The following is a 24685-nucleotide window of genomic DNA, read 5'->3' as shown; positions in this document are numbered from 1 at the left end:
AAAAATAAAGTGGAGATGGAATTCTATGAAATATAAAACAATAAAACTGCCTAAATTAACTTTGCTGGGAATTAAGAAATCATATGAAAATGGGCGTGAAGCACAACAACATATTGCAGATTTTTGGGGAACATGTTTTGCAGAAGGAACGATTTCAAAGTTACAAGCATCTAATAATGGTGATTTAGATGGTTTGCTAGGTATTTGTATACCAGAACTTGATGGGAAAATGTCTTACATGATAGCAGTTACTGTGACTATAGACAATTGTTCAGTCTCTGATGATTTTGAATTAACAACTTTACCAAGTTCAACTTATTTTGTTTTTGAAGCACAAGGTGTAGTTCCTGATGCTGTGCAACTAAAAATGGAAGAAGTGCATAATTATATTCATAAATATCATGGTGATAATATTAGAGAAGCACCATTTTTTGAATATTATCAAGAAGGAGATACATCGAGTGAACAGTATATTACGGAACTATGGATGCCGATAAATGAATAATAAATATATAGGTTCCACATTTCTAGATTGTTTGAATGTTATTAGTACTAAATAAAATTTTAGAACCCCTTCAAAGACCTTATGTCTATGTTGGGGTTCTATTTATACATACATATTATGCGGAATGTTGCTTTTTAATCATTTTAAAGTAAATGACTTGCAGACTCACCAATAAAACGGCGGTAATAAAAATAATAATCATATAGGGTGACGTATTAAATTCGCCTTTTAAACCAACTAAAGGTGCAATAATGCCACCTAAAATAAATTGGAATAAGCCAAGTAGACTTGATGCGTTACCACTGCCACCTGTACGTTCTTCCATAGCCATCGTAAAACCTAAAGGTCCAATTGAAGTTACTGGACATACATTTAAGAAGAAAGCGACTAACAATACCCAAAGTGGTAAATGGAATACAAGCGTCAAGATAATTAAAGCGACACCAGCGACTTGTATAACAGTTAAAATAATCAATAAAATATGACGGTGTAATTTTTCAACTAATAGTGCCACTATTTGACTGACAACAATGAGTCCTACACCGTTAACAGCAAACATAATACTAAATTGTTGTGGTGTCATATGATACATTTTCTGGGTAATAAATGGAGATGCTGATGAATAACTGAAAAGCATCACATATGTTAAGCCTTGTAAAAGCATTGGAATTATAAATGCTGGCTTTTTCAAAAGGCTACCGAAATCTTTAATTACACTACTAAAGTTAACTTGCTTTAATTCTTCTTTAGGTGTCTTTGGTAACTGAGATGCAACACCAATTAAGATAATTAATGAAACAATCGTTAAAATTGTAAAAATTGAGCGCCATGTTGCTACAGATAAAGCCAATCCACCTGCTAAAGGTGCAAGTATAGTGATAATGCCATTGACTACCATTAATGATGCTAAAAATTTTGCAAGAGCATTACCATTAAATTTATCTCCGGCAGATGCTTTGGCAATAACGATAACACCTCCGCCAGTTAAACCTTGTATTAAGCGCAAAGTTAAAAATAGAGGTAATTGTGTAACGAACATAGATAAACCAGATGCCAAGATGAAAATAATTAAAATAGACACAGCAATACGTTTGCGGCCAAAGGCATCAGATAACGGACCAAAAATAAATTGTCCAAGTGCTAGACCAATCATTGTGAATGATAGAGTTAATTGAATTTCTGATGTAGTAGAACCAAAATCACTTTGCACTTTAGGTAATGATGGTACAAACATATCTATAGTTAGAGGGCCAAATGCTGTCATGACACCTAACGTGATTAACAATAAAAATGAAAACTGTTTCGTTTTGGAATTCGAAGATTGCATAATCCGTCTCCTTATTTTTTATAATTACGTTAAAGTATAAACGTTTTGTGTAGATTTGTATGTAGTTAGAATACAAGTTTATATAAAAAGCCCTATACTCGCAATGTATCATCACTAATCTAGTTATGATACGGCTAAAGTATAGGACTTAATTGCTTAATATTCTTAGTGGAAATCGTAATAATTAATTACCGCCACTATTGTCGTCTTTAAATAAGCTGTCTAATTTTGATTTAATACTATCGAATTTTGTATTAATGTCATTTAACATGCTTTCGATTTTGCCTTGATTTTCATTGTTTTTGAGGGCATTGTTTGCTTCTTTTAATTTGTTGATTTGCTCTTGATAATATTGTGTCAGTTTAGAGTCTGCTTTGTTTTGCTCTTGTTGCTTTAAACTGTCGATTTGGTTTTGTAAACTTTTGATAAGACCGTCAGTATTTTGGTTGTTTTTAATGTTGTCTTTAGCATTATCTACATCTTTGTTGATCTGACCATCTTGATTTTCAACTTGCTTTTTATAATTTTGAGAAACTTTAGGATCATTGCTAACTTTATCGCTATCATTGTTAAATAAAGCGCGTGTAACAAAAATAGCGACTACAATTAATAGAATGGCAATAATAACGTATAACCATTTTTTTGAGCGACGAGATTTTTCATTTTCTTCTTCGAGCATTTGTTCTCTACGATAATCTCTACCGTTATAATAACGCTCAGGATGTTCCTCGGGATTGTTTTTAGCATTTTGTTGTCTATACGATGCGTCTTCAGATTGACGGCGATGTTGTTGATTTTGGTTGTCATATTGATAAGAATCACGATATTTATCAGTTCTTTTCATGGGTTTCACCTCATCCAGATTTTAACTGCTTAAGTATGTTTAGTATGATACTTTGACATTATCGCAATTTTAAAATACGGGCAATGTCAGTTGCAGTATTTAACAAATTTTGTTCACTATTTTGCAAGATGTTTCCTAATGAGCTAGGGGAAGAAATAATAGAAAAAACACTATCAATACCGTAATCATAAACACTTTGATAATTTTCACCTAGACTGCCACAAATTGCGATGACAGGAATATGATGTTGTTTAGCAGCTAATGCAACGCCTACGGGTGTCTTACCAAAAATAGTTTGATAATCCATTCGACCTTCTCCGGTAATAATGAGATCTGCATCTTTAATTCTTTGATGAAAATTTGTAATGTCAAAGACGATATCAATTCCTTTTGTTAATGTTGTGTCGAAGAAAGCTAATAATGCAGCACCCATACCTCCAGCTGCACCAGAACCTGGTACTTGATTAACAGATTTTCCTGTACATAATTTTATCTTATCATGATAATGCGACATTGCGAAATCCAACTTTGGTATCATCTTCGTATCCGCGCCTTTTTGAGGGCCATAAATATAGGTAGCGCCGTGTTCACCTAGTAATGGGTTAGTAACATCACATGCTACTTTAAATGTTACTTCTTTTAGTCTTGAGTCCAAATTGGTTGTATCAATTTGTGCAATATGAGCAAGGTTTTTACCATTCATCCGTAATAATTCCCCGTTTACATCAGTAAACTGCACGCCCAATGCACTTAGCATGCCTGTGCCACCGTCATTTATCGCACTGCCACCAATTCCTAAAATAATCGTCTTAGCACCATGATTTAATGCATCTTTAATTAATTCGCCAGTACCATATGATGATGTATATAAAGGATTACGTTCCTCTTTTTCTAATAAATTCAAACCTGATGCTGCCGCCATTTCAATAATTGCAATTTGTTGTTCATCAGCACGTGCATAACATGCTTCAATAGGTCGCATTAATGGATCATTAACGATCACAGTATGTTTAGTGGCGCCAGTTGCATGCATTAAAGCATCTGTAGTACCTTCACCTCCATCTGCCATCGGAATGATATCATAGTGAATGGTGTTTCCATAAATGTTAGTAAATGCCTGTTTTATAATATTGCCAATTTGCTGTGCGGTCATACTTTCCTTAAATGAGTCAGGAGCGATGACAATTTTTCGTAATTGCATAGTAGACATCCTCTCATTACTGTTGTCGCTCTTATTGTATATAAAATTACTCCTGAACTAAAGCAATCTCTATAGCGTTAATAAGTCGCGTGGTAAGTCAGTTATATTATAATGGCGTATAAGGATGAGAGGAAAGAGACTAAATTTGCTGTGAAAGGGTATAAAAATTGAAGTAAGCATTTTTGAAGAGAAGCGGATTGGCACGCATTTTCGAGTATGTTGGAGAACGTAGTTATACATATATTTTGATGTTGAGGAGTTACACATATGAAACTAACACAAACGCATGCTGAAATTTTAAAATTTATCATTGTCGGCGGTATTAATACGTTGAATTATTATATTGTCTATTTATTGCTGTTAAAGTTATTGCACATTGAATATATGATTAGTCATATTACTGGGTTTATCATTGCTTTTGTGATTTCTTATTATTTGAATTGTTATTTTGTTTATAGAGTAAAACCTACTTGGAGAAAGTTCATTAGTTTTCCAATTACACAGCTTGTCAACGTAAGCTTACAAACAGTTTTATTATATGTTTTTGTATCCTGGCTAAATTTGCCAGCGGAAATTGCGCCATTTGCAGGTTTAATTATTACGATACCCATCACATTTGTATTATCTAAATGGATTTTAAAAGATAGCAATTAAAGTAGCGTAAACTACTAAAAAAACACTTTACGCGAGCTTTAATATTGTGTGGAATATAATAAAAAAATGATATAATATATTGGTCGCCTAACATCTCGGGCGTTACTTTAACGCGGAGAGGAGGTGTATGACGGATGTTCAATTTATTGATTAACATCATGACTACAGCTATAAGCGGCTGTCTTGTTGCGTTTTTTGCACATTGGTTACGAACGCGCAACAATAAAAAAGGTGACAAATAACCAACACCTAAATAAATCCCCTCACTATGGCAGTAGTGAGGGGATTTGGTGTATTTAGATGTTCAATTTATTATGTAACTAATTATAGCATTGATGAACAAGGTGTGCAATGTATTTTTGCAATATTACAATAAATGAATTTAATTATATTAGAATTAAGTATTTCGAAAAATGATTTAATAGTTGAGTCATAGGATCATTAGATAAAGCGAATAATCAATTATAGGGACATTGGGATACAAATCAATGTACTAGACTCTACAAGGCTATACTCAGGGCCCCAACAGAGAGAAATTGGACCCCCAATTTCTACGGGCAATGCAAGTTGGGGTGGGGCCCAATACAGAAGCTGGCGGAAAGTCAGCTTACAATAATGTGCAAGTTGGCGGGCCCCAACAGAGAGAATTTCAAAAAGATAAAGAAACATTTTTTTCTTTAGAAATTAGTATTTCTTATGCATGAGCTTTACTCATGTATTCCTATTTTTTAAGTACGCATTAGCTGAGGCCAATGATAAAAAAACACTACATAATAGATCATTAGCGGTTCTTTATCATATCTGTACCACACCCTTGTGAATTTTAAAAGAAATGTGTCACAAATTCATATGATATTGATAATCGTTATCAACTGATATATGATGTACTTGTAATAAGTGTTAATTTTTAACAAATAACAAATTTATATTTTGTATATCATTCAGTGAAATAAATAATATAAGCGGCTTAATTTAGATTATTAATTGAAAGGAGTTACATATACGATGAACAATCAGATAAATTGGATAAAGATACTCAGCGGGTTTGCTTCTGATAGTAAATGGAAAATTATGTTATCAATTTTGTTATCTATTATCAGTGTCTTTTCTGGGTTAGTTCCTTATTGGGCAGTATTTAAAATTATTTTAATGATGATTAACAATACATATACGATTAATTCGATTATGCTCTATATCTTTATATCTTTAATTGCTTATATTTCACAAGTGTGTTGCTTTGGAGCGTCAACGATGCTATCACATATTACGGCCTATGAGATTTTGTCTCATATACGAAAAAAGTTAGCTCGAAAGTTAATGCGTCTCCCTTTAGGTGTAGTGGAATCTAAAAAAATCGGAGAATTGAAAAATATATTTGTCGATAAAGTTGAAACAATTGAATTGCCATTAGCACATATGATTCCAGAAGTGATTGGAAACTTACTCTTATCAGCTACTATCTTTTTATACATAATGATCATTGATTGGCGTATGGCTTGCGCCTTATTAGTAACGATACCAATTGCATTGTTTGCCTTTAAAAAACTTATGTCTGGATTTAATGAGACATATGCTGAACAAATGCAGTCGAATCATTATATGAATAGCGCCATTGTAGAATATATCGAAGGTATTGAGGTAATCAAAACATTTAATCAATCTCAAAGTTCGTATAAAAAATATAAAGATGCCGTAGATAATTATAAGATTCATACTTTGAATTGGTTTAAAAATACATGGGGATATATGAATTTAGGAACGAGTGTATTACCTTCAACATTTTTAGGGGTTTTACCGGTCGGCATGTATTTGATATCTATCAACCAATTAAACTATGCGGAATTTTTCCTATGTATCGTATTATCTTTAGGTGTAGTAGCACCGATTAAGAATTTTACTAATTATGTAAATCATTTAAAGTCTATACAATACGCATTAACTGAAGTAAATAAAATATTAAGTTTAGATGAGTTAGTATTGTCGTCACAATTCAAAAAGCCTCAACATTATGAAATTGCTTTTAATAATGTTGGCTTTTCATATAACAATGATAAGGAGAATCTGGTCTTTAAGCATTTATCATTTACGGTACCAGAAAATAATTTCACAGCAATAGTCGGGGCATCTGGTAGTGGTAAGTCAACCATTGCCAAGCTTATTTCACGATATTGGGATGTGACTTCAGGTGAAATTACAATTGGTGGCATAAATATAAAAGATATTGAATCGAAACAACTTAACGATTTAGTTGGTTTTGTTGGACAAGATAACTTTTTATTAAATCTTACATTTAAAGAAAATATTAAATTAGGTAATCCTGAAGCTACGGATGAGGCGATTGAAAAAGCTGCCAAGTTAGCACAATGCCATGAGTTTATTAAAAAGTTGCCAGATGGATATGATACGAATGTTGGTACAGTCGGAGATAAATTGTCTGGTGGTGAAAAACAACGAGTCACTATTGCAAGAATGATATTAAAAGATGCGCCAATCATTGTATTAGATGAAGCGACTGCTTATGTTGATCCAGACAACGAACAAAAAATTCAAGAAGCATTAAATGTGTTGACTCGAGATAAAACATTGATTGTTATCGCACATCGTTTAACTACAATTCAACATGCAAATCAAATTATTGTTTTAGGGAAACAACAAATTTTAGAAAAAGGATCACATAACTTATTGCTTAAATTAAACGGTAATTACAAGAAAATGTGGGATATGCATATGTATACAAAAGACTGGGGAATCAATACCGAACATAATTAGACTAATGAGAAAAGGAGGTAAAATATGTTTCAAATTACATTTAAAATTTTAAACTGGATAAGACCATATAAAGTAAGAATGATTTTCGGATTTATCATGTCATTTTTAAATGCAATATTTATTGCACTGCCTATTTTTTTAGCGGCACAAATATTTAATAATGTAGTATCTCATAAACCTATTTATGGAGAAGATATTTTAAATATTGTAATTATCATGATTTTGTTAGTACTGGGTCGATTTATAACAGCATACTTCAAAAGCAGAAGTCATGAGAGTATTGCTTATGAAATGAGTGCGAATGAACGTTTAAATATTGGTGATAAATTAAAAAACGTTCCTTTAGGATATTTTAATTCGCATCATTCAAATGAGCTAACAACGATAGTTACTACAGATTTAACCTTTTTAGAAAACTTTGCCATGAAAATGGTGGACGTTGTTGTTAATGGATACATATTAATTACGGTACTCATATTTTCTCTGCTTGTAGTTTCGTGGCAAGTAGCATTATTAGCATGCATCGGTGTATTACTATCATTTTTTGCGATTCAATTATTAGAAAGAAAGAGCCGACAAAATGCGCCAGCATATCATTATGCTCAAAATCAATTGATTGAAAAAGTGGTAGAAGTTATCCGTGGTATTCAAGTAATAAAGTCATTCGCGAAAGAAAATACGAGTCTTAAAAGTTTTAACCAAGCAGTCAATGAAAGTAAACGCATTAATACAAAAATCGAAATGAAATATATTCCATTCAATTTATTACATTTACTTAGTTTGAAAGTTACTTCGATATTGATTGTGTTAGTTGCATGCTTATTATTTATACATAATACTATTGATTTACCTACATTCATTATGATTTCAATTTTTTCATTTGTAATTTTTGATAGTGTTGAAAACATTAATAGTGCAGCACACGTACTTGAAATGATAGATATAACGATAGATGATATTGAAAAGATAAAAAATGCCCCAGAATTGGATGAGAAGGGGAAAAATTTAACGATTAAAAATGAAAATATCGCTTTTCAAAATGTGGATTTTTCATATGATGACAAGCGAGTGATAAAGGATATAAGTTTTGACATTGCTGCAAACACTTCAACAGCTATCGTCGGTCCATCTGGAAGCGGGAAGTCTACTTTATGTCATTTGCTTTTACGTTTTTACGATATTGATGATGGAAGTATTCGCATCGATGGTGTTGATATCAAAGATATGACATTAAGTACGTTAATGTCGAAAATTAGTGCTGTATTTCAAAAGGTGTATTTATTTAATGATACGATTGAAAATAACATATTATTTGGCAATCCAGGTGCAACGAAAGAAGAAATAATTCATGCAGCGAAGCAAGCATGTTGTCACGACTTTATCATGTCGTTACCTGAGGGATATCAAACAATATTAAATGAAAAAGGTAGTAATTTATCTGGCGGAGAAAAGCAGAGGATATCTATTGCTAGGGCGATATTGAAAGATGCTCCAATAATTATTTTAGATGAAGCAACTGCGAGTATTGACCCTGAAAATGAACAGCTGATTCAAACGGCAATCAATAAATTAAGTAAAGGAAAAACAGTAATTACAATTGCACATAAACTCGAAACTATTAAAAATGCAAATCAGATTATAGTGCTCAACGAAGGTGAAATAATTCAAAAAGGGAGTCATGATGAATTAATTCGCAAACCAGGAATGTATCAAGACTTTATAAAGTTAAAAGCCAAGTCAGTAGGCTGGAAATTGTAAATAATTACTTAGTATAAAATGTAAAAGTGGAAAAATGATATAAAAAAGCTGACAAATAATCAACACCTAAATACCCCCCCTCACTACTGAAATAGTGAGGGGGTTTGGTGTATTTAGATGTTCAATTTATCAGTGTAATATTGCTGTTGTAGAATCATTTGGAAGGTGATATAGGTCGTTTGACCGCCTTTGATAAACTTTGTAAACATTGCTTTAAATACACGTATTTATTAAAGTAATATTTGATTTCTAATTGAGTAAAAACGTTGAACCCTTTCAAAAGTAAGATCAAGATTTTGTCATAATTTATAGTTATAAATAGCAAGTTCAAATTTATGTTTCTTGAAAAACATGCGCCTTAAATGTAAACTTATTTATTATAAAAGTTAACATTAAAAAAGAAGGGCGTATTTTTTATGAGAATTTTTATAACAAGTACAAATACAGATGTAGGAAAAACGTTTGTGACAAAGCATTTGTATCATGCATTAAAAGCATGTGATTATGATGTATGCATTTTTAAACCTTTTCAAACTGAAGAATTGGCGGATGGAACGTATCCGGATTTAGAAGTGTTTAAAAATGAATGTGATTTAAGTTATGACACAACCTCACTTTATACATTTAAGCAACCTGTTTCGCCGCATTTAGCATTTAAAATGACAAATCAAACCTGCCTAAATAAACAAGATGTATTTGATAAAGTGTCTGCCTTAAACGAAAAATTTGATTTTGTCTTAATCGAAGGTGCAGGAGGCATAGGTGTTCCACTATACGAAGGTAAAGAAAGCAACTATATGACGAAAGATTTAATTAATGATTGTGCAGATAGTGTCATTAGTGTCTTGCCGTCAAAATTAGGTGCTATCAGTGATGCGATAGTTCATCAAGACTATATGGATCGCCATGTATCTCCGAATAACTTTTTAATTATGAATCGTTATACAGGTAGTTACATTGAAAAAGACAATCAAATTACGATTGGAAAATTAACTAACAAAACTGTTTATACGCTTAACGAACACGCTAGATACGAAGATTTTTCGGAAGAATTTTTACAACAATTAATAGGAGCTAAAAATGAATTACACACAAGAACTTAAACAAAAAGACTCAGAATATGTTTGGCATCCGTTTACGCAAATGGGCGTATATAGTAAAGAAGAAGCAATCATTATTGAAAAAGGAAAAGGTAGCTACCTTTATGATACGAATGGCAATAAATATTTAGATGGCTATGCTTCGTTGTGGGTTAATGTTCACGGTCATAATAATAAGTACTTGAATAAGGTAATTAAAAAACAATTAAAGAAAATTGCGCATTCCACGTTATTAGGGTCGTCTAATATTCCGTCGATTGAACTTGCCGAAAAATTAATCAAAATCACACCAAGCAACCTTAGAAAAGTATTTTATTCAGATACAGGTAGTGCGGCTGTTGAAATCGCAATAAAAATGGCATATCAATATTGGAAGAATATCGATAAAGAAAAATATGCGAAGAAAAACAAATTCATTACATTAAATCATGGATATCACGGTGATACGATTGGTGCGGTAAGTGTTGGTGGTATTAAGACATTTCATAAAATATTTAAAGACTTAATATTTGAAAATATTCAAGTAGAGAGTCCGTCATTATACAGAAGTAGTTACGAAACAGAAGATGAAATGATGGCAGCGATTTTACAGAATATCGAGCAAATATTAATTGATAGAAATGATGAAATAGCAGGATTTATTTTAGAACCATTAATTCAAGGTGCGACAGGCTTATTTGTTCATCCTAAAGGCTTTTTGAAAAAAGTTGAAAAATTGTGCCGCAAATATAATATTTTATTAATTTGTGACGAAGTAGCTGTCGGCTTTGGAAGAACAGGAAAAATGTTTGCATGTAATCATGAAGATGTTCAACCCGATATTATGTGCTTAGGAAAAGCAATTACAGGAGGTTACTTACCACTTGCAGTAACGCTAACATCTCAAAAAATATATGATGCATTTTTAAGTGATTCGCATGGTGTGAATACCTTTTTCCATGGACATACATATACGGGAAATCAAATTGTATGTACGGTAGCTTTAGAAAATATAAAACTGTATGAGAAATTTAATTTAATTTCTCAAATTGAAAAAACATCAACAACGTTAGAGAAGCAACTATATGCCCTTAAACGACATCCAAATATCGGTGATGTCAGAGGACGTGGATTAATGTTTGGCGTTGAACTTGTCGAAAATAAAGAAAGTAAGGCGCCGTTAGAAATTGAAAAAGTTGAACGAATTATACGTAATTGTAAAGAAAACGGGCTAATGATTAGAAATTTAGAAAATGTCATTACGTTTGTGCCAGTGTTAAGTATGTCAAATAAAGAAGTGAAAACAATGGTACGCATTTTTAAAAAGGCAGTGCATAACATATTAGATAGGAAGTGTTAATATGAATTTGGCTAAACGCATATTACAAGGGGAACAATTAACTAAAGACGCAGTATTAGAACTTTATGAAGATAAGAACATTGACACATTAGATTTATTAAATGAAGCATATATTTTAAGGAAGCATTATTTTGGTAAAAAAGTGAAACTGAATATGATATTAAATGCCAAAAGTGGAATATGTCCTGAAAACTGTGGTTACTGCGGCCAATCTAGAGATATTAAACAGAAGCAAAGATACGCCTTAATTCCAGAAGAACAAATTATTGATGGTGCGAAAGTGGCAAATGACAATCACATCGGTACATATTGTATAGTGATGAGTGGTAGAGGGCCAAGTGATAAAGAAGTTGATCACATTAGTAATACAGTAAGAACGATCAAGTCTCAACATCCACAACTGAAAATATGTGCATGCTTAGGATTAACAAATGATGAACAAGCAAAGAAGCTTAAGTCAGCTGGTGTAGATAGATATAATCACAATATTAATACGAGTGAAAATTATCATGATAATGTTGTGACAACGCATAGCTATAAAGATAGAACAGATACGATAGAGCTAATGAAAGCAAATAATATATCACCGTGTTCGGGTGTGATATGTGGGATGGGAGAATCAAATCAAGACATCGTTGATATGGCATTCGCATTAAAAGAAATGGATGCAGACAGTATTCCAATTAACTTTTTACATCCAATTAAAGGAACAAAATTTGGAAGTATGGATGATTTGACACCGATGAAATGTTTGAGGATTGTAGCATTATTTAGGTTAATTAACCCAACAAAAGAAATTCGTATTGCAGGGGGTAGAGAAGTGAATTTACGTTCTTTACAGCCTCTAGCATTAAAGGCAGCGAATTCAATATTTGTTGGCGATTATTTAATTACGGGTGGACAGCCGAATCAATTGGATTATGACATGATTAACGATTTAGGCTTTGAAATTGATTTTGGAACTTGTGAAAATAAGGAAATGCAAGAATGATATTTCAAGAGCAACTCGATTCGTTACAGCAGAGAGGATTGTATCGATCGCTTAAATCAGTAGGGTATGTAGATAGGCAATATATTGAAGTTGATAAGGAACGATTTGTTAATTTCACTTCAAATGATTATTTAGGATTGGGACAGCTAGCATTTGATCAAGACGATTTTGAAATGTTTATGCGACAGTATAGTTTTCAATTATCAAGTTCAAGATTAATTAGTGGTAGTTCAATTGTCTATGATGAGATTGAAATAATGTTGAGACATTGGCTTGGATTCAGTGCATGTACAATTTTAAACAGTGGATACGATGCTAATCTAGCATTATTTAATATTTTCAAAAATACAAATTGTGTAGTGTTTTCAGATCAAGAAAATCATGCAAGTATAATTGATGGTATTAAATTAAGTGGCTTAGAAAAAAAGATATATAGGCATTTAGATATTGCAGATTTAGAAAATAAGTTAGTTCAATTTGCAGATCAAAACATACCAAAAATCATCATCTCTGATAGTGTCTTTTCAACGAATGGCGACGTTGCTGATATTGAACAATTGGTAGCGTTAAAGCGTAAATACCATGCAATGTTGATACTTGATGTTTCACATAGCCTAGGGTTAGAAAATATCGCGAATTATAAGGAAGTTGATATATTGACTTCAAGTTTATCAAAAGCATGTGGTGCGTATGGTGGTGTGATTTTGAGTGATAGAGACACTAAAGAAATGCTTATTAATCATGGAAGACCATTTATCTACTCAAGTAGCTTACCAGTTTATAATTTATATTTTATAAAAAGAAACATTGAAAGCTTAATTAATGCTAAAAATCGACGAGATAAATTGAGATATTTAAGTGAGTATTTTGATCAAATGATGACATCGATTAATATCAATCATGTTAGCACGTATTCGCCAATTAAGTTTATTGAATTTGATGACATAGAAGCGGCACAACAAACATATCAAAGTTTACTGGATCATTTTATATTCGTGAGTTATTTAAGATATCCAACGGTATCAAAACCAATGCTTAGAATATCGTTATCGTTTTTTCATACAGAACAAAACATTGATGATTTATTTAAAGTATTACATACAGCAAGAAGATTGAGGTGATGGTCATGTATAGTATTAAAATGCGTTCTAGTAATCAAAATCTTCATATTAGTGGTGCTGAAACGATATGCGAACTTGAAAACATAGAACAGACCATTCAAAAATTTTATAATAAAGGATTTTTTCACGAAAATGGCCAGCCAGATTTTCTAAATATAAAAATACAAAAAATTATAGAACCGATTCAACAAATAAAAGCATTGTCTATTATTGAAAATGATAAATCGAATCTTCAAAATTTAATATTGGAATGTGGTATTTCTGAATATGCGCTGAAACAAGGAATGGCTTATATTGAGGATGGCATTGTGTACACTGGTGCTATCATTATATCAGCGACATCAGGGGAACGTTTAGATTCAGCTGGTGATAGAGGGATAAGGGTGACAAATTTTTCGTTTGAAGATATAAATAATAAAGCTGATTTGAGTGAAAGAGTGAAGGATGCTCTAGCTATCGCTTCATGTATAAACTCGAAGCCATATGTAAAAGGGGAGCTTTGTGTCTCTGATGACTTAACGTATACGACAGGCTACTTTGCGACAGGAGCACTGGGCTATCATAGATTGTTTAATATTAAGAAAGCTAATACGAGACATGGCGGCAGAATAATTTTTGTTGATGATGATCTTGTTTTGAACAGTTACATATCATTTTTAGAAAGTACACCAAAACAAATTAATTATAAATAGTGTTAGAGGTTTTAATATGACATCAAAAGATATGACGCAAATAAGTGCAATTGCAGCAATATTAACGATTTTAGCAGTTTTGAAAATACCTTCTATTTTACCAGGACTGGATTTTCAATTATCTGCACCAGTGGCATTATTGATACTAGCTTTCTTTGGAATTAAAAAATATTTTTTAGGTGGATTGTTATCTAGTGTAATTTTACTTATGCTCGGCGTGTTTAATCCAATCAATGTGATAATATCTGTATTCTTTAGATTAATTGCAATATTAGTAGTTTATTTATTGAAAATAAATGTACTTTCGTTAGTTTTAGCAAGTGTTTTGGGCAGTTTATTATCTAGACTATTGTTATCAATCATTTTAAATTTACCGGTATGGGCGGTATTGCTAAACGCAATTCCTGGTATTATATTCACAATTATTTTGGCAATTCCATTGTATCTAGCTTTGAGAAAAAGAATGGCTACATTATTAGAATAGCAAATAAGAAACGGTCGTCATAATTAGGTTGGACGACCGTTTTTTTACTACTTATTTATTAACTTCAGTTTCTTTTTTGTCTAATAATTTTACTGTGTGATTTTCCCAATCAACTTCATATATTGATGTGAAAGTTCTAGTTTTAAAGTTTTTATAATTTGCGCCTGACCAGAAGAAACCGTTCCAGCGAATTTGGTATAAATCCATTTCGCGTTGGTAAGTTACTTTGATTTTAGATTTTTTAGCGCCATTTTGTTTGTGTGACAATACACTTAAAAACTCTGGGTTAAAGTTACTTCTTGATAATAAAGGCATTTGGTGTTGTGCTATGAAATTTTGACCAGCATTTGAACTACTTTGTCTACCACTTAAGAAAATTTCATTGCCATAAGTTGGGTCAAAACTATCACGTCCATAAGGACCCCATCCGTTATTCATAATTTTATGTGCTTCAACACCCCAACCAACATTTTTATAATTTGTATTTCTACTTAATGTTGTTCTATAGCTTTCTTGTTTATAAGTAATTGTTTCAGAAAATGCTGTATTACCATTCAGACCGCCAGATATACCATTTGAGATACTAATGTCACCACCAAATGTATATCCTAAAGTATTTTGAACTTGGAATTCTTCATTTTGATTTTTAGGTGCATAATCAACTACATTTACTGAATCATTAGACTCTGAACTAATAGATACATTGTATTTTGCGCCCCAATATAATTTTGAAAAATCATAGTCTTTAGGATTTGGAGGTGTATAACCAGAGTTAATATTACCAGCAGCTTTTAGTACCAAAGTATCTTTATCATAATTTTTATCTTTGATAAAATTGAAAGTTAAAATTTGAGAAATACGGTATTTATCAGAGTCAGATGTAGCTGTTGTTTTGTATAAAGTAACTCTGCTGTCCACTTTCTTTTCGCTAACTGGTGTGATTTTTTCGACAGCATCAGCAGAATTAGAAAGTAAAAGCAATGCCATTGATGTAATGACGGATGATTTAACTAATTTATTCATTTTCATATTTGCTCTATCCTTTCACTTTTATTTCGTGAGTCTTCCAGTTAACCTCGTATTTCACAGTATAATTTCTATTTAAAAATGCATTATGAATTCTATGACCATCTAAATAACTGTTGCTATAGTGTGTTGCTCTCTTAATTGCATGTGTTACATCCATATTTCTACCGTATGTGATTTCAAACTCACTCGTATCACCTGAACCTTTTTCGTGAGATACTGTTGCGATAAATGACGGATTAAAACCACTTTGTACTAATGGTGGTAAATCGTTATCTGGAAGGAAATAGTCTCTAGGATTTGGACTGTGTGGTTTATATCCTACAAACAAATCTTTATCAAAAGCTGATTTTTGGCCTGTTGGTGTGGCAAATGAATTAGCTTTAACACCCCATAAAATACTCTTAGAGTTTTGATGTTCTACTTCACTTACATAATTTTGTTGTGTATAACTAATTGATTTTGAGTAATTGAATGAACCACTACCACCAATAGAAGGGGCAGTTTTGAAATTACCGCCAATATTATAGCCTAATGTTTGACTTACGTTAGTAGTTTCAACTTTGTTTTTAGGAAGATAGTTTATCAATGAAACATTAGGATCGTTTGTTTTCAAACCGATATTATATTGAAAAGGCCAGCGCATTGATTTGATATGATTGGTATCTTTATAGTTATAATATGCTGTCCTTGAACTAATGAATCCTTGCATTTTAAGGATTAGGGCATCTTTGTTATATTTCTTATCTTTAACAAAATCAAATTGGATATTTTGTGTAACACCCCATTTATTACTTGTTTTATCTTCAGTTCTTTTAATTATTTCAACGTCACCTTTACCGATGTCTTCGGTATCGTTTGCGGCTTTTGCATTTTCAAAAATCGGTGTGGCAAGAGGGACAATTAAACTTGCGGATAAAGTTGTAGCTAATATTTTATTTTTAATCATAAAATTCACTTTCTTTCTATAATTGTCTTTAACTTAATTAAATCATAATATATTTTGAACAGTATTTTAATTAACTGTTCATTAAAAATTGACCGATATCAACTATTTTTTTAATTATGTTTAGTTAACTGAAAAACGGTCAATATAGCCGTTTTGAGTAAATGTTTAAATGATGGTTTTTAACATCGATAGTGTAGTGAAACCCTTGTGTTAGTTGATATTTATGAACGTTTGAACAAGATTAATTTTACGAATATATTGAGTTGTTTTTACCTTAATGTTTGGAAATATAGTGTTTTGGTTTTTTAACTCTTTTTTATTTTCAATTAAAGGTTAAATGTTTATTAACTTGAGAATAAATGTTTAAGGATTTGGCTTAAATTGGTTCATCGTTAATACGTATTTGTATTTTGTAGTGTTTGATTTTTATTTTAGAAAAATTGATTAGTGTTGTTCTGAGAAAATTAGAAAGAGGTTGATAGGAAGTTATAAATGAGAAGTGTGAAAAATGATTTAAAAGCCCTGAGATAACGAATTACCTCAGGGTTTTATTTAATGACATATATTTTGAAATTGCTATTTTGCTGTAATGTACAAGACATTTAATTGCTTATAAATACTGCAATATCACATTTTACTATTGGGTTTGTAAGTTATGTGTAATTTGTTGTGAAATACCAATGATATTAGAAATTTTTAGTAACAATTTATTGCTGTAATCAATGATATATCAATATATTTTAATACTAACGAGATACGCTTTTTACTTTGACTTCATGTGTTTTCCAGTTAACTTCATATTTAACAGTAAAGTTTCTATTTGGAAATGCATTATGTTTTCTATCAACAGCTAGACGATCTCTTGATATATAAGCGTATGTGGCATCTAAGTTTCGGCCATAAGTAATCTCAAATTCACTTGTATCACCTTTACCTCTTTCGTGTGAAAGTGCTGTTATAAATGAAGGGTTAAAGCCACTTTGGATTAAAGGAGGTAGTTGATTATCCGGAACGAAAAAGTTTCTTGCTGATGGGCCTGTTGGATCTTGTGCAAACAAATATTGATCGTATGCAGATACTTGCCCTGAATCAGTCGCAAATGAATTGGCTTTGACACCCCATTTAACGCTTTTTGAGTTTTGGCTATCCACTTCTGTTACATAGCTTTTTTGTGTATAACTAATTGTTTTAGAATAATTAAATGAACCACTACCACCAATAGATGGTGCTGATTGAAAACTACCACCAATGTTATAGCCTAATTTTTGGCTTACATCTGTTGTTTCTACTTTATTTTTAGGAAGGTAGTTGATTAAGTCAACATTAGGATCTTTCGTTTTCAAACCAATGTTATATTGAAATGGCCATGTCATTCTTTTAATGTAAGGATATTTTTTTAGTTCTGAGTAAGTGGTTCTAGATTTAATAAAACCTTGCATTTTTACAACTAAAGCATCTTTGTTATACTTCTTGTCTTTGACAAAATCGAATTGAATATTTTGAGTAACGCCCCATCTTTGGCTACTAACATCTTGAGTTCTTTTAATTATTTCAGCATCTTTGCCGATATCTTCGATATTATTTTCTGCTTTAGACGTTTCTATAAATGGATTGGCAAGAGGAGCAAGTAAACCTATAGATAAAGTTGCTGCTAATATTTTATTTTTAACCATAGAAATCACTTTCTTTCTATTTATTTTTTCTTTCATTTTAAGAATAATATATTGTTAAGCGTTATCAAATTAACTATTCGTTAAAAGTTAATTACTATCAACATATTTTGATAATACATTTTGAAACATTGAAAACTGACCTTTTCTTTTAGAATACTTAGAAGCATATTGATGAACATCATTAAGGAAATTGCGAAATATCAATGTTTGTTACGTGTTTTCGAAATTGAATGTATTTTATTTTGGAGATAGCAGATTTAGAATAATATAGTGTGGACATTTACATAGTTGATTGATGTTAATAAAGTGGTGAAAGTTCAATTAAATGATGAACGATTTGTTAACGAAGTAATATTTATTTAACAAAGTAAATAGGGGAACATGAATTTTGCTGTGGGGAAAGGACATCGATTTGAAATTAAAAAGAACCGCTGATTCAACAAAGAATCAACGGTTCATATATACGGACAGTTTAATACGAAAATTATTTAAATAAAGATGTAAAACTAGAGAAGATATTTTTGACTGATTACTTCCAGAATGATAATAAATTACTTAATGTGTTTTTGATTGATGATGCAGTTTCTGCAGTTGTAATTGCAGCTTTAACCACTTTCGGGTTTTGATAAAATGCGTACAACACTTTGCCTGTGTTTAATGTTTCAGTTACATAATTTCTAACTTGAGCATATGATTTTTGTGCAAAACCACTATCTTTTTTGATTTCAAGAGGTTTAATATAAGATTTCAAGCCACTGCCAAGAACAGTTAACACAGTTTGGTCAATCGCACCTTTGTATTTATAGTAAGTATTATAGTAGTACTTTGCATTTTCATATTTGTCTTTATAGCTTTTATAAGTATCTGTTAAATATTTATAACCATAGTTGAATGAATCTTTCAATGATTGATAGTAACCTAGTAATTTTGATTGAGGTACTTCAACTTTTGGCGATTGAATTTGAGGGACCTCAACTTTTGGCGACTCAGCTTTAGGTTTTTCAATTTGTGGTGATTGAATTTGAGGGACCTCAACTTTTGGTGATGATTTCTTTTCAGCATCTTTTTGAGCTACTAAAGCATCTAATTGTTTTTGTAAATGTTCTTTTACATCCATTGGTGCTTTGTTAACTTCACGTTGAGCTAAACGTCGATTTTCAATAGAATCGTCATTTTTTAATTTTGCGAGCGCATCGTTTGCTGTTTTAACACGCTCATCATGACGAACGATTGCTTTTTCAATTGAAACTTTTTCTACAAAACGATTGTTTTTATCACGTAAATCTTTAGGTAATTTTGAGTTAGCTTCATATGCTGCTGATTTATCATGTGGTGCTTTGTTATCTTGGAAGTCTTGGATTGCTTTATTAGCATTTTCAATGTCTTGACGTTCTTTTGCTTTAGAAGCTTGAACTGATTCAACCCAAACTTGTTGGCTTCTGTCAGGATTTTCTTTAATTTGTGCAATGTAGTTGTTTTTTTGTTCTTCAGTTAAATTGTTATTTTTAAGTACATTGTAAAAAGCATTTTGTTGTCCTACGCGGCGATCAGGGTTTTTGCTGTCTTTAAGTGATTCGCTAAAAACTTCTTGTGCACGTTCAGGGTGTTCACGTAATGTTTTTATGTATTGGTTACGTTGTTCTTCTGTGATGCCTTTCAAATGTAATACTTGGTAAAATGCTTTTTGTTGATCTGTTACATAGTTGTTTTGAGTTGTTTGTTGCTTAGTTGAAGTTTGTTGCGTGTTTTCACTCGCTTTTGCTTCCCCATTTGAAATCATTGTAGCTAAAGTAATAGTTGCTGCCCCAACTAGCAACTTAGAGATGTGTTTATTTTTCATGTTAATTCCCTTTCTTTTTACATATTAAATTTATTGTATGCTTTTAGAATTTATCACAGGTGCATACAAATGGAAATTAACTAATTATTAACTAATGTTAACTAATCGATTAACTTGTGTTAACTAACTAAATAAGCTTTTTATTCAGAATATTCAGCGTGTTAAAAGAGTAGAAATAATAAGTAGGATGCTAAGTTGGTTTCTAAAACAAGCAGTAAAAGTTGGGCGCCTTTCTAACAAATAAATTCGCAGAAAATCAATGAACACATTCGTTAGCTCCGCAACGAATGTATAGGGACCCAACATAGAAACTTTCGAAGCGAAAGTTAACAAGCAATGGAAGTTGGGCGCCTTTCTAACAAATAAATTCTGCAGAAGATCAATGAACACATTCGTTAGCTTCGCAACGAATTCATAAGCCTTTCTAGCTAATAAATTTCGCAGAAAGGCTAAAAAAATTTGTTAGGGAATGCTAATGGAAAAATTAGTTTTATTTTATAAAAATTTATAAAAAATAAAAACGTTGTAAATTTAAAATGAATCATTCATAATATTAATACTATACTAATTCAAGGTGGTTCAACGCATGTCTCATAATGAAAACCTTAAATTGGCGCAAAGAGGTGCTTATTTAAGTTTAACCGTATATATTATCTTATCCATTGTTAAATATGTGACAGGTTTTGTCTTTAATTCTGCAGCAGTTAGGGCAGACGCATTAAATAATATGACAGATATTATTGTATCTTTAGCTGTTATTATTGGATTGAAAATTTCTATTAAACCTGCTGATAGAAATCATCCATATGGTCATTTGAAATCTGAAAACATATCTTCATTGTTGGTGTCATTCGTTATTATGTTTGTTGGTATTCAAGTAGTTATCCAGAATGCGCCTCGTCTATTTAAAGAAGATGATGTTGTACCAAATGCAATAACAATTATTATCAGTTTAATCAGTGGTCTTGTCATGTTGGCTGTCTTTGTTATAAATCAACGCTTAGCTAAAAAGACTAAAAGTAGTTCTTTGAATTCAGCTGCAAAAGATAATCTATCTGATAGTTTAGTTAGTATCGGTACAGCAATTGGATTAATATTTACTCAAATTGGATTTCCGATTGTCGATATTATTTTAGCTACACTTTTAGGTTTATTGATTGTGTATACAGGTTTTGGCATTTTCAAGGAAGCCATTTTTATGTTAAGTGATGGATTTAATGAGACAGAATTAGAAGAGTATCGTAACGATATCTTAGAAGTTGATGAAGTACAAGATGTTAAAAGTATTAAAGGACGCTATCATGGAAGTAGCGTATTTATTGATGTAACCATTGTTGTAGATGCGAATTTATCATTAGTAGAAGCACATCAAATTTGTGATAAAGTTGAACATCATTTACATAAACAAGGTATATCCTCAGTCTATGTACATCCTGAACCAGATCATTTATAAATATTTTAACGCTTTGGTAGGTATAAAGTTATCTACTGAAGCGTTTTTATCTATACATAATTTAGGTTCACCTAAAAATATTTTTAGATATTTAGAAAAATGTATCGTAAAGGTGTATAATATGATTTGTTAATAGGAAGTTATTTATTTGTTTATGAATTAAATAAATGAAAATGGGGAATAAGGTTTATGTATTCTATATCTATAAACTAGCGGTTTAATTTTTGGATTTTAAAGCAAAACAAAAGTTAAATCATTTCAGTTTTCCTGAAATAACATCCTAAGATAAAAGGAAAGAGGTTATTAGTTATGCCAAAATTAATTTTATGTCGTCATGGACAAAGTGAATGGAATGCTAAAAATTTATTTACTGGATGGGAAGATGTTAATTTATCGGAACTAGGTATTAATGAAGCTACTAGAGCAGGAGAAAAAATAAGAGAAAATAATATTGCGATTGATGTAGCATTTACATCATTACTGACACGTGCTTTAGATACAACGCATTATATTTTAACTGAATCTAAACAACAATGGATTCCAGTATACAAAAGTTGGCGCTTAAATGAACGTCACTATGGTGGGTTGCAAGGTTTAAATAAAGATGATGCTAGGAAAGAATTCGGTGAAGAACAAGTTCACATTTGGCGTCGTTCTTATGATGTGAAACCACCAGCAGAAACTGAAGAACAACGTGAAGCATATTTAGCTGATCGTCGTTACAATCATTTAGACAAGCGCATGATGCCATATTCAGAAAGCTTAAAAGATACTCTAGTGCGTGTGATTCCATTTTGGACTGATCACATTTCACAATATTTATTAGATGGTCAAACGGTATTAGTTTCTGCACACGGAAATTCTATTCGTGCATTAATTAAATATCTTGAAGATGTTTCTGATGAGGATATTATCAACTATGAAATTAAAACAGGTGCCCCGCTTGTTTATGAATTAACAGATGACTTAGAAGTTAAAGATAAATATTACTTATAAAAAAGAGCTGCATGTACACAAGGAGTGAGTGTATATGCAGCTCTTAAATATGTGAAGTAATGTAAGGAAATAGTAAGTATAGAGTTATATATTGACGAGCTAGGGATACTCGAAAATATAGTTAGATATACAATATAGTCAAATTAAAACAATTATTTCGCTCTTTTATGTTGTTTAATAATTTTCAAAGCACGCTTTCTTGTTTTAATGTTAGGGCTATTTAAATTACGACGAGCAGTCTGTAAATCTAATTTCATCTCTATCCCTCCTTGTATTTATATTATGCCTCATTCTAATCTAAATGTAAATAGTAATCATTACGTTTTGTGAAAAATTAGAATCAAAGACGTGCTTATTTATTGGAAAATAGGTATAATTGCCGAATGTCTAAAAATTGCGGGATATATTTTAGATAGTGAGGGGAGATGTGTTTAAATGTCACAGAAACAAAAGCTTACGATGATTATTACAATGTTAATGGGTGGCTTCTTTGGGTTGCTTAATGAAACGTTATTGGTAACGGCTTTACCAAGTATTATGAAAGATTTTGATATCTCATATACGCAAGTACAATGGTTGACTACAGCTTTTTTACTGACTAATGGGATTGTTATTCCACTATCAGCACTAGTCATACAACGTTATACAACAAGACAAGTATTTTTAGTTGATATATTAATCTTTTTTGTAGGTACAATGCTTGGTGGATTAAGTCCACATTTTTCAATTTTACTAATTGCACGAATTATTCAAGCATTAGGTTCTGGAATCATGATGCCATTAATGATGACAACGATTTTAGATGTTTTTCAACCACATGAACGTGGTAAATATATGGGGATTTTTGGTCTAGTAATTGGTTTAGCACCAGCAATTGGGCCAACTTTATCTGGTTATTTAGTTGAATATTTAAATTGGCGCTCATTATTTCACGTTGTCGCACCGATTGCAGCGATTACGTTTTTTATTGGTTTTAAAACAGTTAAAAATGTAGGGACAAATGTTAAAGTGCCTATCGACATGATTTCTATTATATTATCTGTGCTAGGTTTCGGTGGTTTATTATATGGTACAAGTTCAATTTCTGAAAAAGGATTTGATAATCCAATTGTATTAATATCAATGATTGGTGGCATTGTACTTGTCGCATTGTTTGTACTACGTCAATATCGTTTAACAACACCGCTGTTAAATTTTGGTGTGTTTAAAAACAAACAATTTACTGTTGGAATTATTATTATGGGTGTCACTATGGTTTCAATGATTGGATCAGAAACAATTTTACCAATTTTTGTACAAAACTTACTGAATCGTTCAGCTTTAGATTCTGGTTTGACTTTATTACCTGGTGCTATTGTAATGGCATTTATGTCAATGACTTCTGGCGCATTATATGAAAAGTTTGGTCCGAGAAAATTGGCGTTGGTAGGTATGTCTATTGTAATTATAACAACTGCCTACTTTGTTGTGATGGATGAACATACATCTACAATTATGTTAGCAACAGTATATGCAATTAGAATGGTTGGTATCGCTTTAGGATTAATACCAGTTATGGCACACACGATGAATCAATTGGCACCTGAAATGAATGCACATGGTTCATCAATGACTAATACAGTTCAACAAATTTCTGGTTCGATTGGTACAGCAATGTTAATTACTATTTTATCGCATGCTAGTAAAAACTTTTCGCCGAACATGTCCGATTATCACGGATTGAACAAAATTGAAATGATGAATCAAATTAAAATTGATTCGATGTTACATGGCTACCATACAGGATTCTTATTTGCTCTGTTGATTACAGTTATAAGTTTCTTTTGTTCATTTATGTTACAAGGTAAGAAAAAGCAAGTTGATGAGCATCAATAAATAAAAGTTGTTAGCTATATAACGCTTTTTAACAAAAGTTCAACATATTGACTTATCTGGCGTTTCAGATTAAAATATTTTTATTCCG

21 protein-coding genes and 1 pseudogene are annotated in these 24685 nt (G+C 31.5%); 14 read left to right on the top strand and 8 right to left on the bottom strand.

The window, feature by feature from the left end; genetic code table 11:
- The first annotated feature begins 25 nt into the window (after positions 1-25).
- Complete coding sequence (locus SAMSHR1132_RS12015) at positions 26-505, top strand: GyrI-like domain-containing protein (RefSeq protein ID WP_000875877.1); 480 nt, start codon at positions 26-28, stop codon at positions 503-505.
- A gap of 115 nt (positions 506-620) precedes the next feature.
- Here the strand turns inward: SAMSHR1132_RS12015 and SAMSHR1132_RS12010 are convergent, their stop codons facing one another.
- The 3 genes from SAMSHR1132_RS12010 to SAMSHR1132_RS12000 form a co-directional block, all read right to left on the bottom strand.
- Complete coding sequence (locus SAMSHR1132_RS12010) at positions 621-1832, bottom strand: multidrug effflux MFS transporter (RefSeq protein WP_001191960.1); 1212 nt, start codon at positions 1830-1832, stop codon at positions 621-623.
- Between the two features lie 184 nt (positions 1833-2016).
- The gene (locus SAMSHR1132_RS12005; protein ID WP_000831306.1) at positions 2017-2676 is read right to left on the bottom strand and encodes a membrane protein; all 660 of its coding nucleotides are present in this window, start codon (positions 2674-2676) and stop codon (positions 2017-2019) included.
- A 58-nt stretch (positions 2677-2734) separates the two neighbouring features.
- Positions 2735-3877, bottom strand: coding sequence for a glycerate kinase (locus SAMSHR1132_RS12000; RefSeq protein ID WP_001177027.1), 1143 nt, complete (start codon positions 3875-3877; stop codon positions 2735-2737).
- Positions 3878-4144: 267 nt separating this feature from the next.
- On the opposite strand from SAMSHR1132_RS12000, the gene gtxA reads away from it, so the two are divergent.
- From gtxA to SAMSHR1132_RS11945, 10 genes and pseudogenes are all read left to right on the top strand, one after another.
- Entirely contained in the window at positions 4145-4531 is a 387-nt protein-coding gene (gene gtxA, locus SAMSHR1132_RS11995; RefSeq protein WP_000779346.1) for a flippase GtxA, read from the top strand.
- 134 nt (positions 4532-4665) lie between these two features.
- Positions 4666-4773 (top strand): type I toxin-antitoxin system Fst family toxin, encoded by a 108-nt coding sequence (locus SAMSHR1132_RS11990; RefSeq protein ID WP_000482653.1) that lies wholly within the window; start codon positions 4666-4668, stop codon positions 4771-4773.
- Positions 4774-5536: 763 nt separating this feature from the next.
- Positions 5537-7300, top strand: a complete 1764-nt coding sequence (locus SAMSHR1132_RS11980; RefSeq protein ID WP_001064639.1) for an ABC transporter ATP-binding protein — start codon at positions 5537-5539, stop codon at positions 7298-7300.
- 24 nt (positions 7301-7324) lie between these two features.
- Positions 7325-9058, top strand: a complete 1734-nt coding sequence (locus SAMSHR1132_RS11975; protein ID WP_000486509.1) for an ABC transporter ATP-binding protein — start codon at positions 7325-7327, stop codon at positions 9056-9058.
- Between the two features lie 416 nt (positions 9059-9474).
- Positions 9475-10161, top strand: a complete 687-nt coding sequence (gene bioD / locus SAMSHR1132_RS11970) for a dethiobiotin synthase (protein WP_001217904.1) — start codon at positions 9475-9477, stop codon at positions 10159-10161.
- Positions 10139-11497 (top strand): adenosylmethionine--8-amino-7-oxononanoate transaminase, encoded by a 1359-nt coding sequence (bioA, locus tag SAMSHR1132_RS11965; RefSeq protein ID WP_001110052.1) that lies wholly within the window; start codon positions 10139-10141, stop codon positions 11495-11497. Before bioD ends, bioA begins: the two co-directional genes overlap by 23 nt.
- A gap of 1 nt (position 11498) precedes the next feature.
- Positions 11499-12543, top strand: a pseudogene (gene bioB, locus SAMSHR1132_RS11960) (biotin synthase BioB).
- Positions 12485-13609 (top strand): aminotransferase class I/II-fold pyridoxal phosphate-dependent enzyme, encoded by a 1125-nt coding sequence (locus tag SAMSHR1132_RS11955; RefSeq protein WP_000577170.1) that lies wholly within the window; start codon positions 12485-12487, stop codon positions 13607-13609. The pseudogene bioB and the gene SAMSHR1132_RS11955 overlap by 59 nt, the downstream one beginning before the upstream one ends.
- A 5-nt stretch (positions 13610-13614) precedes the next feature.
- On the top strand, positions 13615-14301 hold the full coding sequence (locus SAMSHR1132_RS11950; protein WP_014373902.1) for a 6-carboxyhexanoate--CoA ligase: 687 nt from the start codon (positions 13615-13617) through the stop codon (positions 14299-14301).
- A 16-nt stretch (positions 14302-14317) separates the two neighbouring features.
- The gene (locus SAMSHR1132_RS11945) at positions 14318-14785 is read left to right on the top strand and encodes a QueT transporter family protein (protein ID WP_000200960.1); all 468 of its coding nucleotides are present in this window, start codon (positions 14318-14320) and stop codon (positions 14783-14785) included.
- Between the two features lie 51 nt (positions 14786-14836).
- On the opposite strand, the gene SAMSHR1132_RS11940 is transcribed toward SAMSHR1132_RS11945, so the two are convergent.
- From SAMSHR1132_RS11940 to sbi, 4 genes are all read right to left on the bottom strand, one after another.
- Positions 14837-15814: a leukocidin/hemolysin toxin family protein gene (locus tag SAMSHR1132_RS11940; RefSeq protein ID WP_000783434.1), complete on the bottom strand. Its 978-nt coding sequence runs from the start codon at positions 15812-15814 to the stop codon at positions 14837-14839.
- 7 nt (positions 15815-15821) lie between these two features.
- Complete coding sequence (locus SAMSHR1132_RS11935) at positions 15822-16760, bottom strand: leukocidin/hemolysin toxin family protein (protein ID WP_000594510.1); 939 nt, start codon at positions 16758-16760, stop codon at positions 15822-15824.
- A 746-nt stretch (positions 16761-17506) separates the two neighbouring features.
- The gene (locus tag SAMSHR1132_RS11930; RefSeq protein WP_000240358.1) at positions 17507-18433 is read right to left on the bottom strand and encodes a leukocidin/hemolysin toxin family protein; all 927 of its coding nucleotides are present in this window, start codon (positions 18431-18433) and stop codon (positions 17507-17509) included.
- 529 nt (positions 18434-18962) lie between these two features.
- Positions 18963-20273, bottom strand: coding sequence for an immunoglobulin-binding protein Sbi (sbi, locus tag SAMSHR1132_RS11920; RefSeq protein ID WP_000790873.1), 1311 nt, complete (start codon positions 20271-20273; stop codon positions 18963-18965).
- Positions 20274-20859: 586 nt separating this feature from the next.
- Between sbi and SAMSHR1132_RS11915 the strand changes: the two genes are divergently transcribed.
- The gene (locus tag SAMSHR1132_RS11915) at positions 20860-21726 is read left to right on the top strand and encodes a cation diffusion facilitator family transporter (RefSeq protein WP_000019134.1); all 867 of its coding nucleotides are present in this window, start codon (positions 20860-20862) and stop codon (positions 21724-21726) included.
- A gap of 309 nt (positions 21727-22035) precedes the next feature.
- On the top strand, positions 22036-22722 hold the full coding sequence (locus tag SAMSHR1132_RS11910; protein WP_001125204.1) for a 2,3-diphosphoglycerate-dependent phosphoglycerate mutase: 687 nt from the start codon (positions 22036-22038) through the stop codon (positions 22720-22722).
- A gap of 152 nt (positions 22723-22874) precedes the next feature.
- On the opposite strand, the gene SAMSHR1132_RS11905 is transcribed toward SAMSHR1132_RS11910, so the two are convergent.
- Entirely contained in the window at positions 22875-22979 is a 105-nt protein-coding gene (locus SAMSHR1132_RS11905; RefSeq protein ID WP_000762708.1) for a putative metal homeostasis protein, read from the bottom strand.
- A gap of 178 nt (positions 22980-23157) precedes the next feature.
- Here SAMSHR1132_RS11905 and SAMSHR1132_RS11900 point away from each other — a divergent pair, with 178 nt between their 5' ends.
- Positions 23158-24597 carry an MDR family MFS transporter gene (locus SAMSHR1132_RS11900; RefSeq protein WP_000078863.1) on the top strand — a complete coding sequence of 480 codons (1440 nt, stop codon included), beginning with the start codon at positions 23158-23160 and terminating at the stop codon, positions 24595-24597.
- The last annotated feature ends 88 nt before the right edge of the window (positions 24598-24685 follow it).

It is taken from the genome of Staphylococcus argenteus (genome assembly GCF_000236925.1).
GTDB classification, from domain to species: domain Bacteria; phylum Bacillota; class Bacilli; order Staphylococcales; family Staphylococcaceae; genus Staphylococcus; species Staphylococcus argenteus.
This window is presented reverse-complemented; position numbering and strand designations above follow the sequence as displayed.

What these genes read in the sequence shown, in the direction of transcription:
- SAMSHR1132_RS12015 (WP_000875877.1), top strand. Translation starts at nt 26, where the DNA reads ATGAAATATAAAACAATAAAACTGCCTAAATTAACTTTGCTGGGAATT.
- SAMSHR1132_RS12010 (WP_001191960.1), bottom strand. Translation starts at nt 1,832, where the DNA reads ATGCAATCTTCGAATTCCAAAACGAAACAGTTTTCATTTTTATTGTTA.
- SAMSHR1132_RS12005 (WP_000831306.1), bottom strand. Translation starts at nt 2,676, where the DNA reads ATGAAAAGAACTGATAAATATCGTGATTCTTATCAATATGACAACCAA.
- SAMSHR1132_RS12000 (WP_001177027.1), bottom strand. Translation starts at nt 3,877, where the DNA reads ATGCAATTACGAAAAATTGTCATCGCTCCTGACTCATTTAAGGAAAGT.
- gtxA (WP_000779346.1), top strand. Translation starts at nt 4,145, where the DNA reads ATGAAACTAACACAAACGCATGCTGAAATTTTAAAATTTATCATTGTC.
- SAMSHR1132_RS11990 (WP_000482653.1), top strand. Translation starts at nt 4,666, where the DNA reads ATGTTCAATTTATTGATTAACATCATGACTACAGCTATAAGCGGCTGT.
- SAMSHR1132_RS11980 (WP_001064639.1), top strand. Translation starts at nt 5,537, where the DNA reads ATGAACAATCAGATAAATTGGATAAAGATACTCAGCGGGTTTGCTTCT.
- SAMSHR1132_RS11975 (WP_000486509.1), top strand. Translation starts at nt 7,325, where the DNA reads ATGTTTCAAATTACATTTAAAATTTTAAACTGGATAAGACCATATAAA.
- bioD (WP_001217904.1), top strand. Translation starts at nt 9,475, where the DNA reads ATGAGAATTTTTATAACAAGTACAAATACAGATGTAGGAAAAACGTTT.
- bioA (WP_001110052.1), top strand. Translation starts at nt 10,139, where the DNA reads ATGAATTACACACAAGAACTTAAACAAAAAGACTCAGAATATGTTTGG.
- SAMSHR1132_RS11955 (WP_000577170.1), top strand. Translation starts at nt 12,485, where the DNA reads ATGATATTTCAAGAGCAACTCGATTCGTTACAGCAGAGAGGATTGTAT.
- SAMSHR1132_RS11950 (WP_014373902.1), top strand. Translation starts at nt 13,615, where the DNA reads ATGTATAGTATTAAAATGCGTTCTAGTAATCAAAATCTTCATATTAGT.
- SAMSHR1132_RS11945 (WP_000200960.1), top strand. Translation starts at nt 14,318, where the DNA reads ATGACATCAAAAGATATGACGCAAATAAGTGCAATTGCAGCAATATTA.
- SAMSHR1132_RS11940 (WP_000783434.1), bottom strand. Translation starts at nt 15,814, where the DNA reads ATGAAAATGAATAAATTAGTTAAATCATCCGTCATTACATCAATGGCA.
- SAMSHR1132_RS11935 (WP_000594510.1), bottom strand. Translation starts at nt 16,760, where the DNA reads ATGATTAAAAATAAAATATTAGCTACAACTTTATCCGCAAGTTTAATT.
- SAMSHR1132_RS11930 (WP_000240358.1), bottom strand. Translation starts at nt 18,433, where the DNA reads ATGGTTAAAAATAAAATATTAGCAGCAACTTTATCTATAGGTTTACTT.
- sbi (WP_000790873.1), bottom strand. Translation starts at nt 20,273, where the DNA reads ATGAAAAATAAACACATCTCTAAGTTGCTAGTTGGGGCAGCAACTATT.
- SAMSHR1132_RS11915 (WP_000019134.1), top strand. Translation starts at nt 20,860, where the DNA reads ATGTCTCATAATGAAAACCTTAAATTGGCGCAAAGAGGTGCTTATTTA.
- SAMSHR1132_RS11910 (WP_001125204.1), top strand. Translation starts at nt 22,036, where the DNA reads ATGCCAAAATTAATTTTATGTCGTCATGGACAAAGTGAATGGAATGCT.
- SAMSHR1132_RS11905 (WP_000762708.1), bottom strand. Translation starts at nt 22,979, where the DNA reads ATGAAATTAGATTTACAGACTGCTCGTCGTAATTTAAATAGCCCTAAC.
- SAMSHR1132_RS11900 (WP_000078863.1), top strand. Translation starts at nt 23,158, where the DNA reads ATGTCACAGAAACAAAAGCTTACGATGATTATTACAATGTTAATGGGT.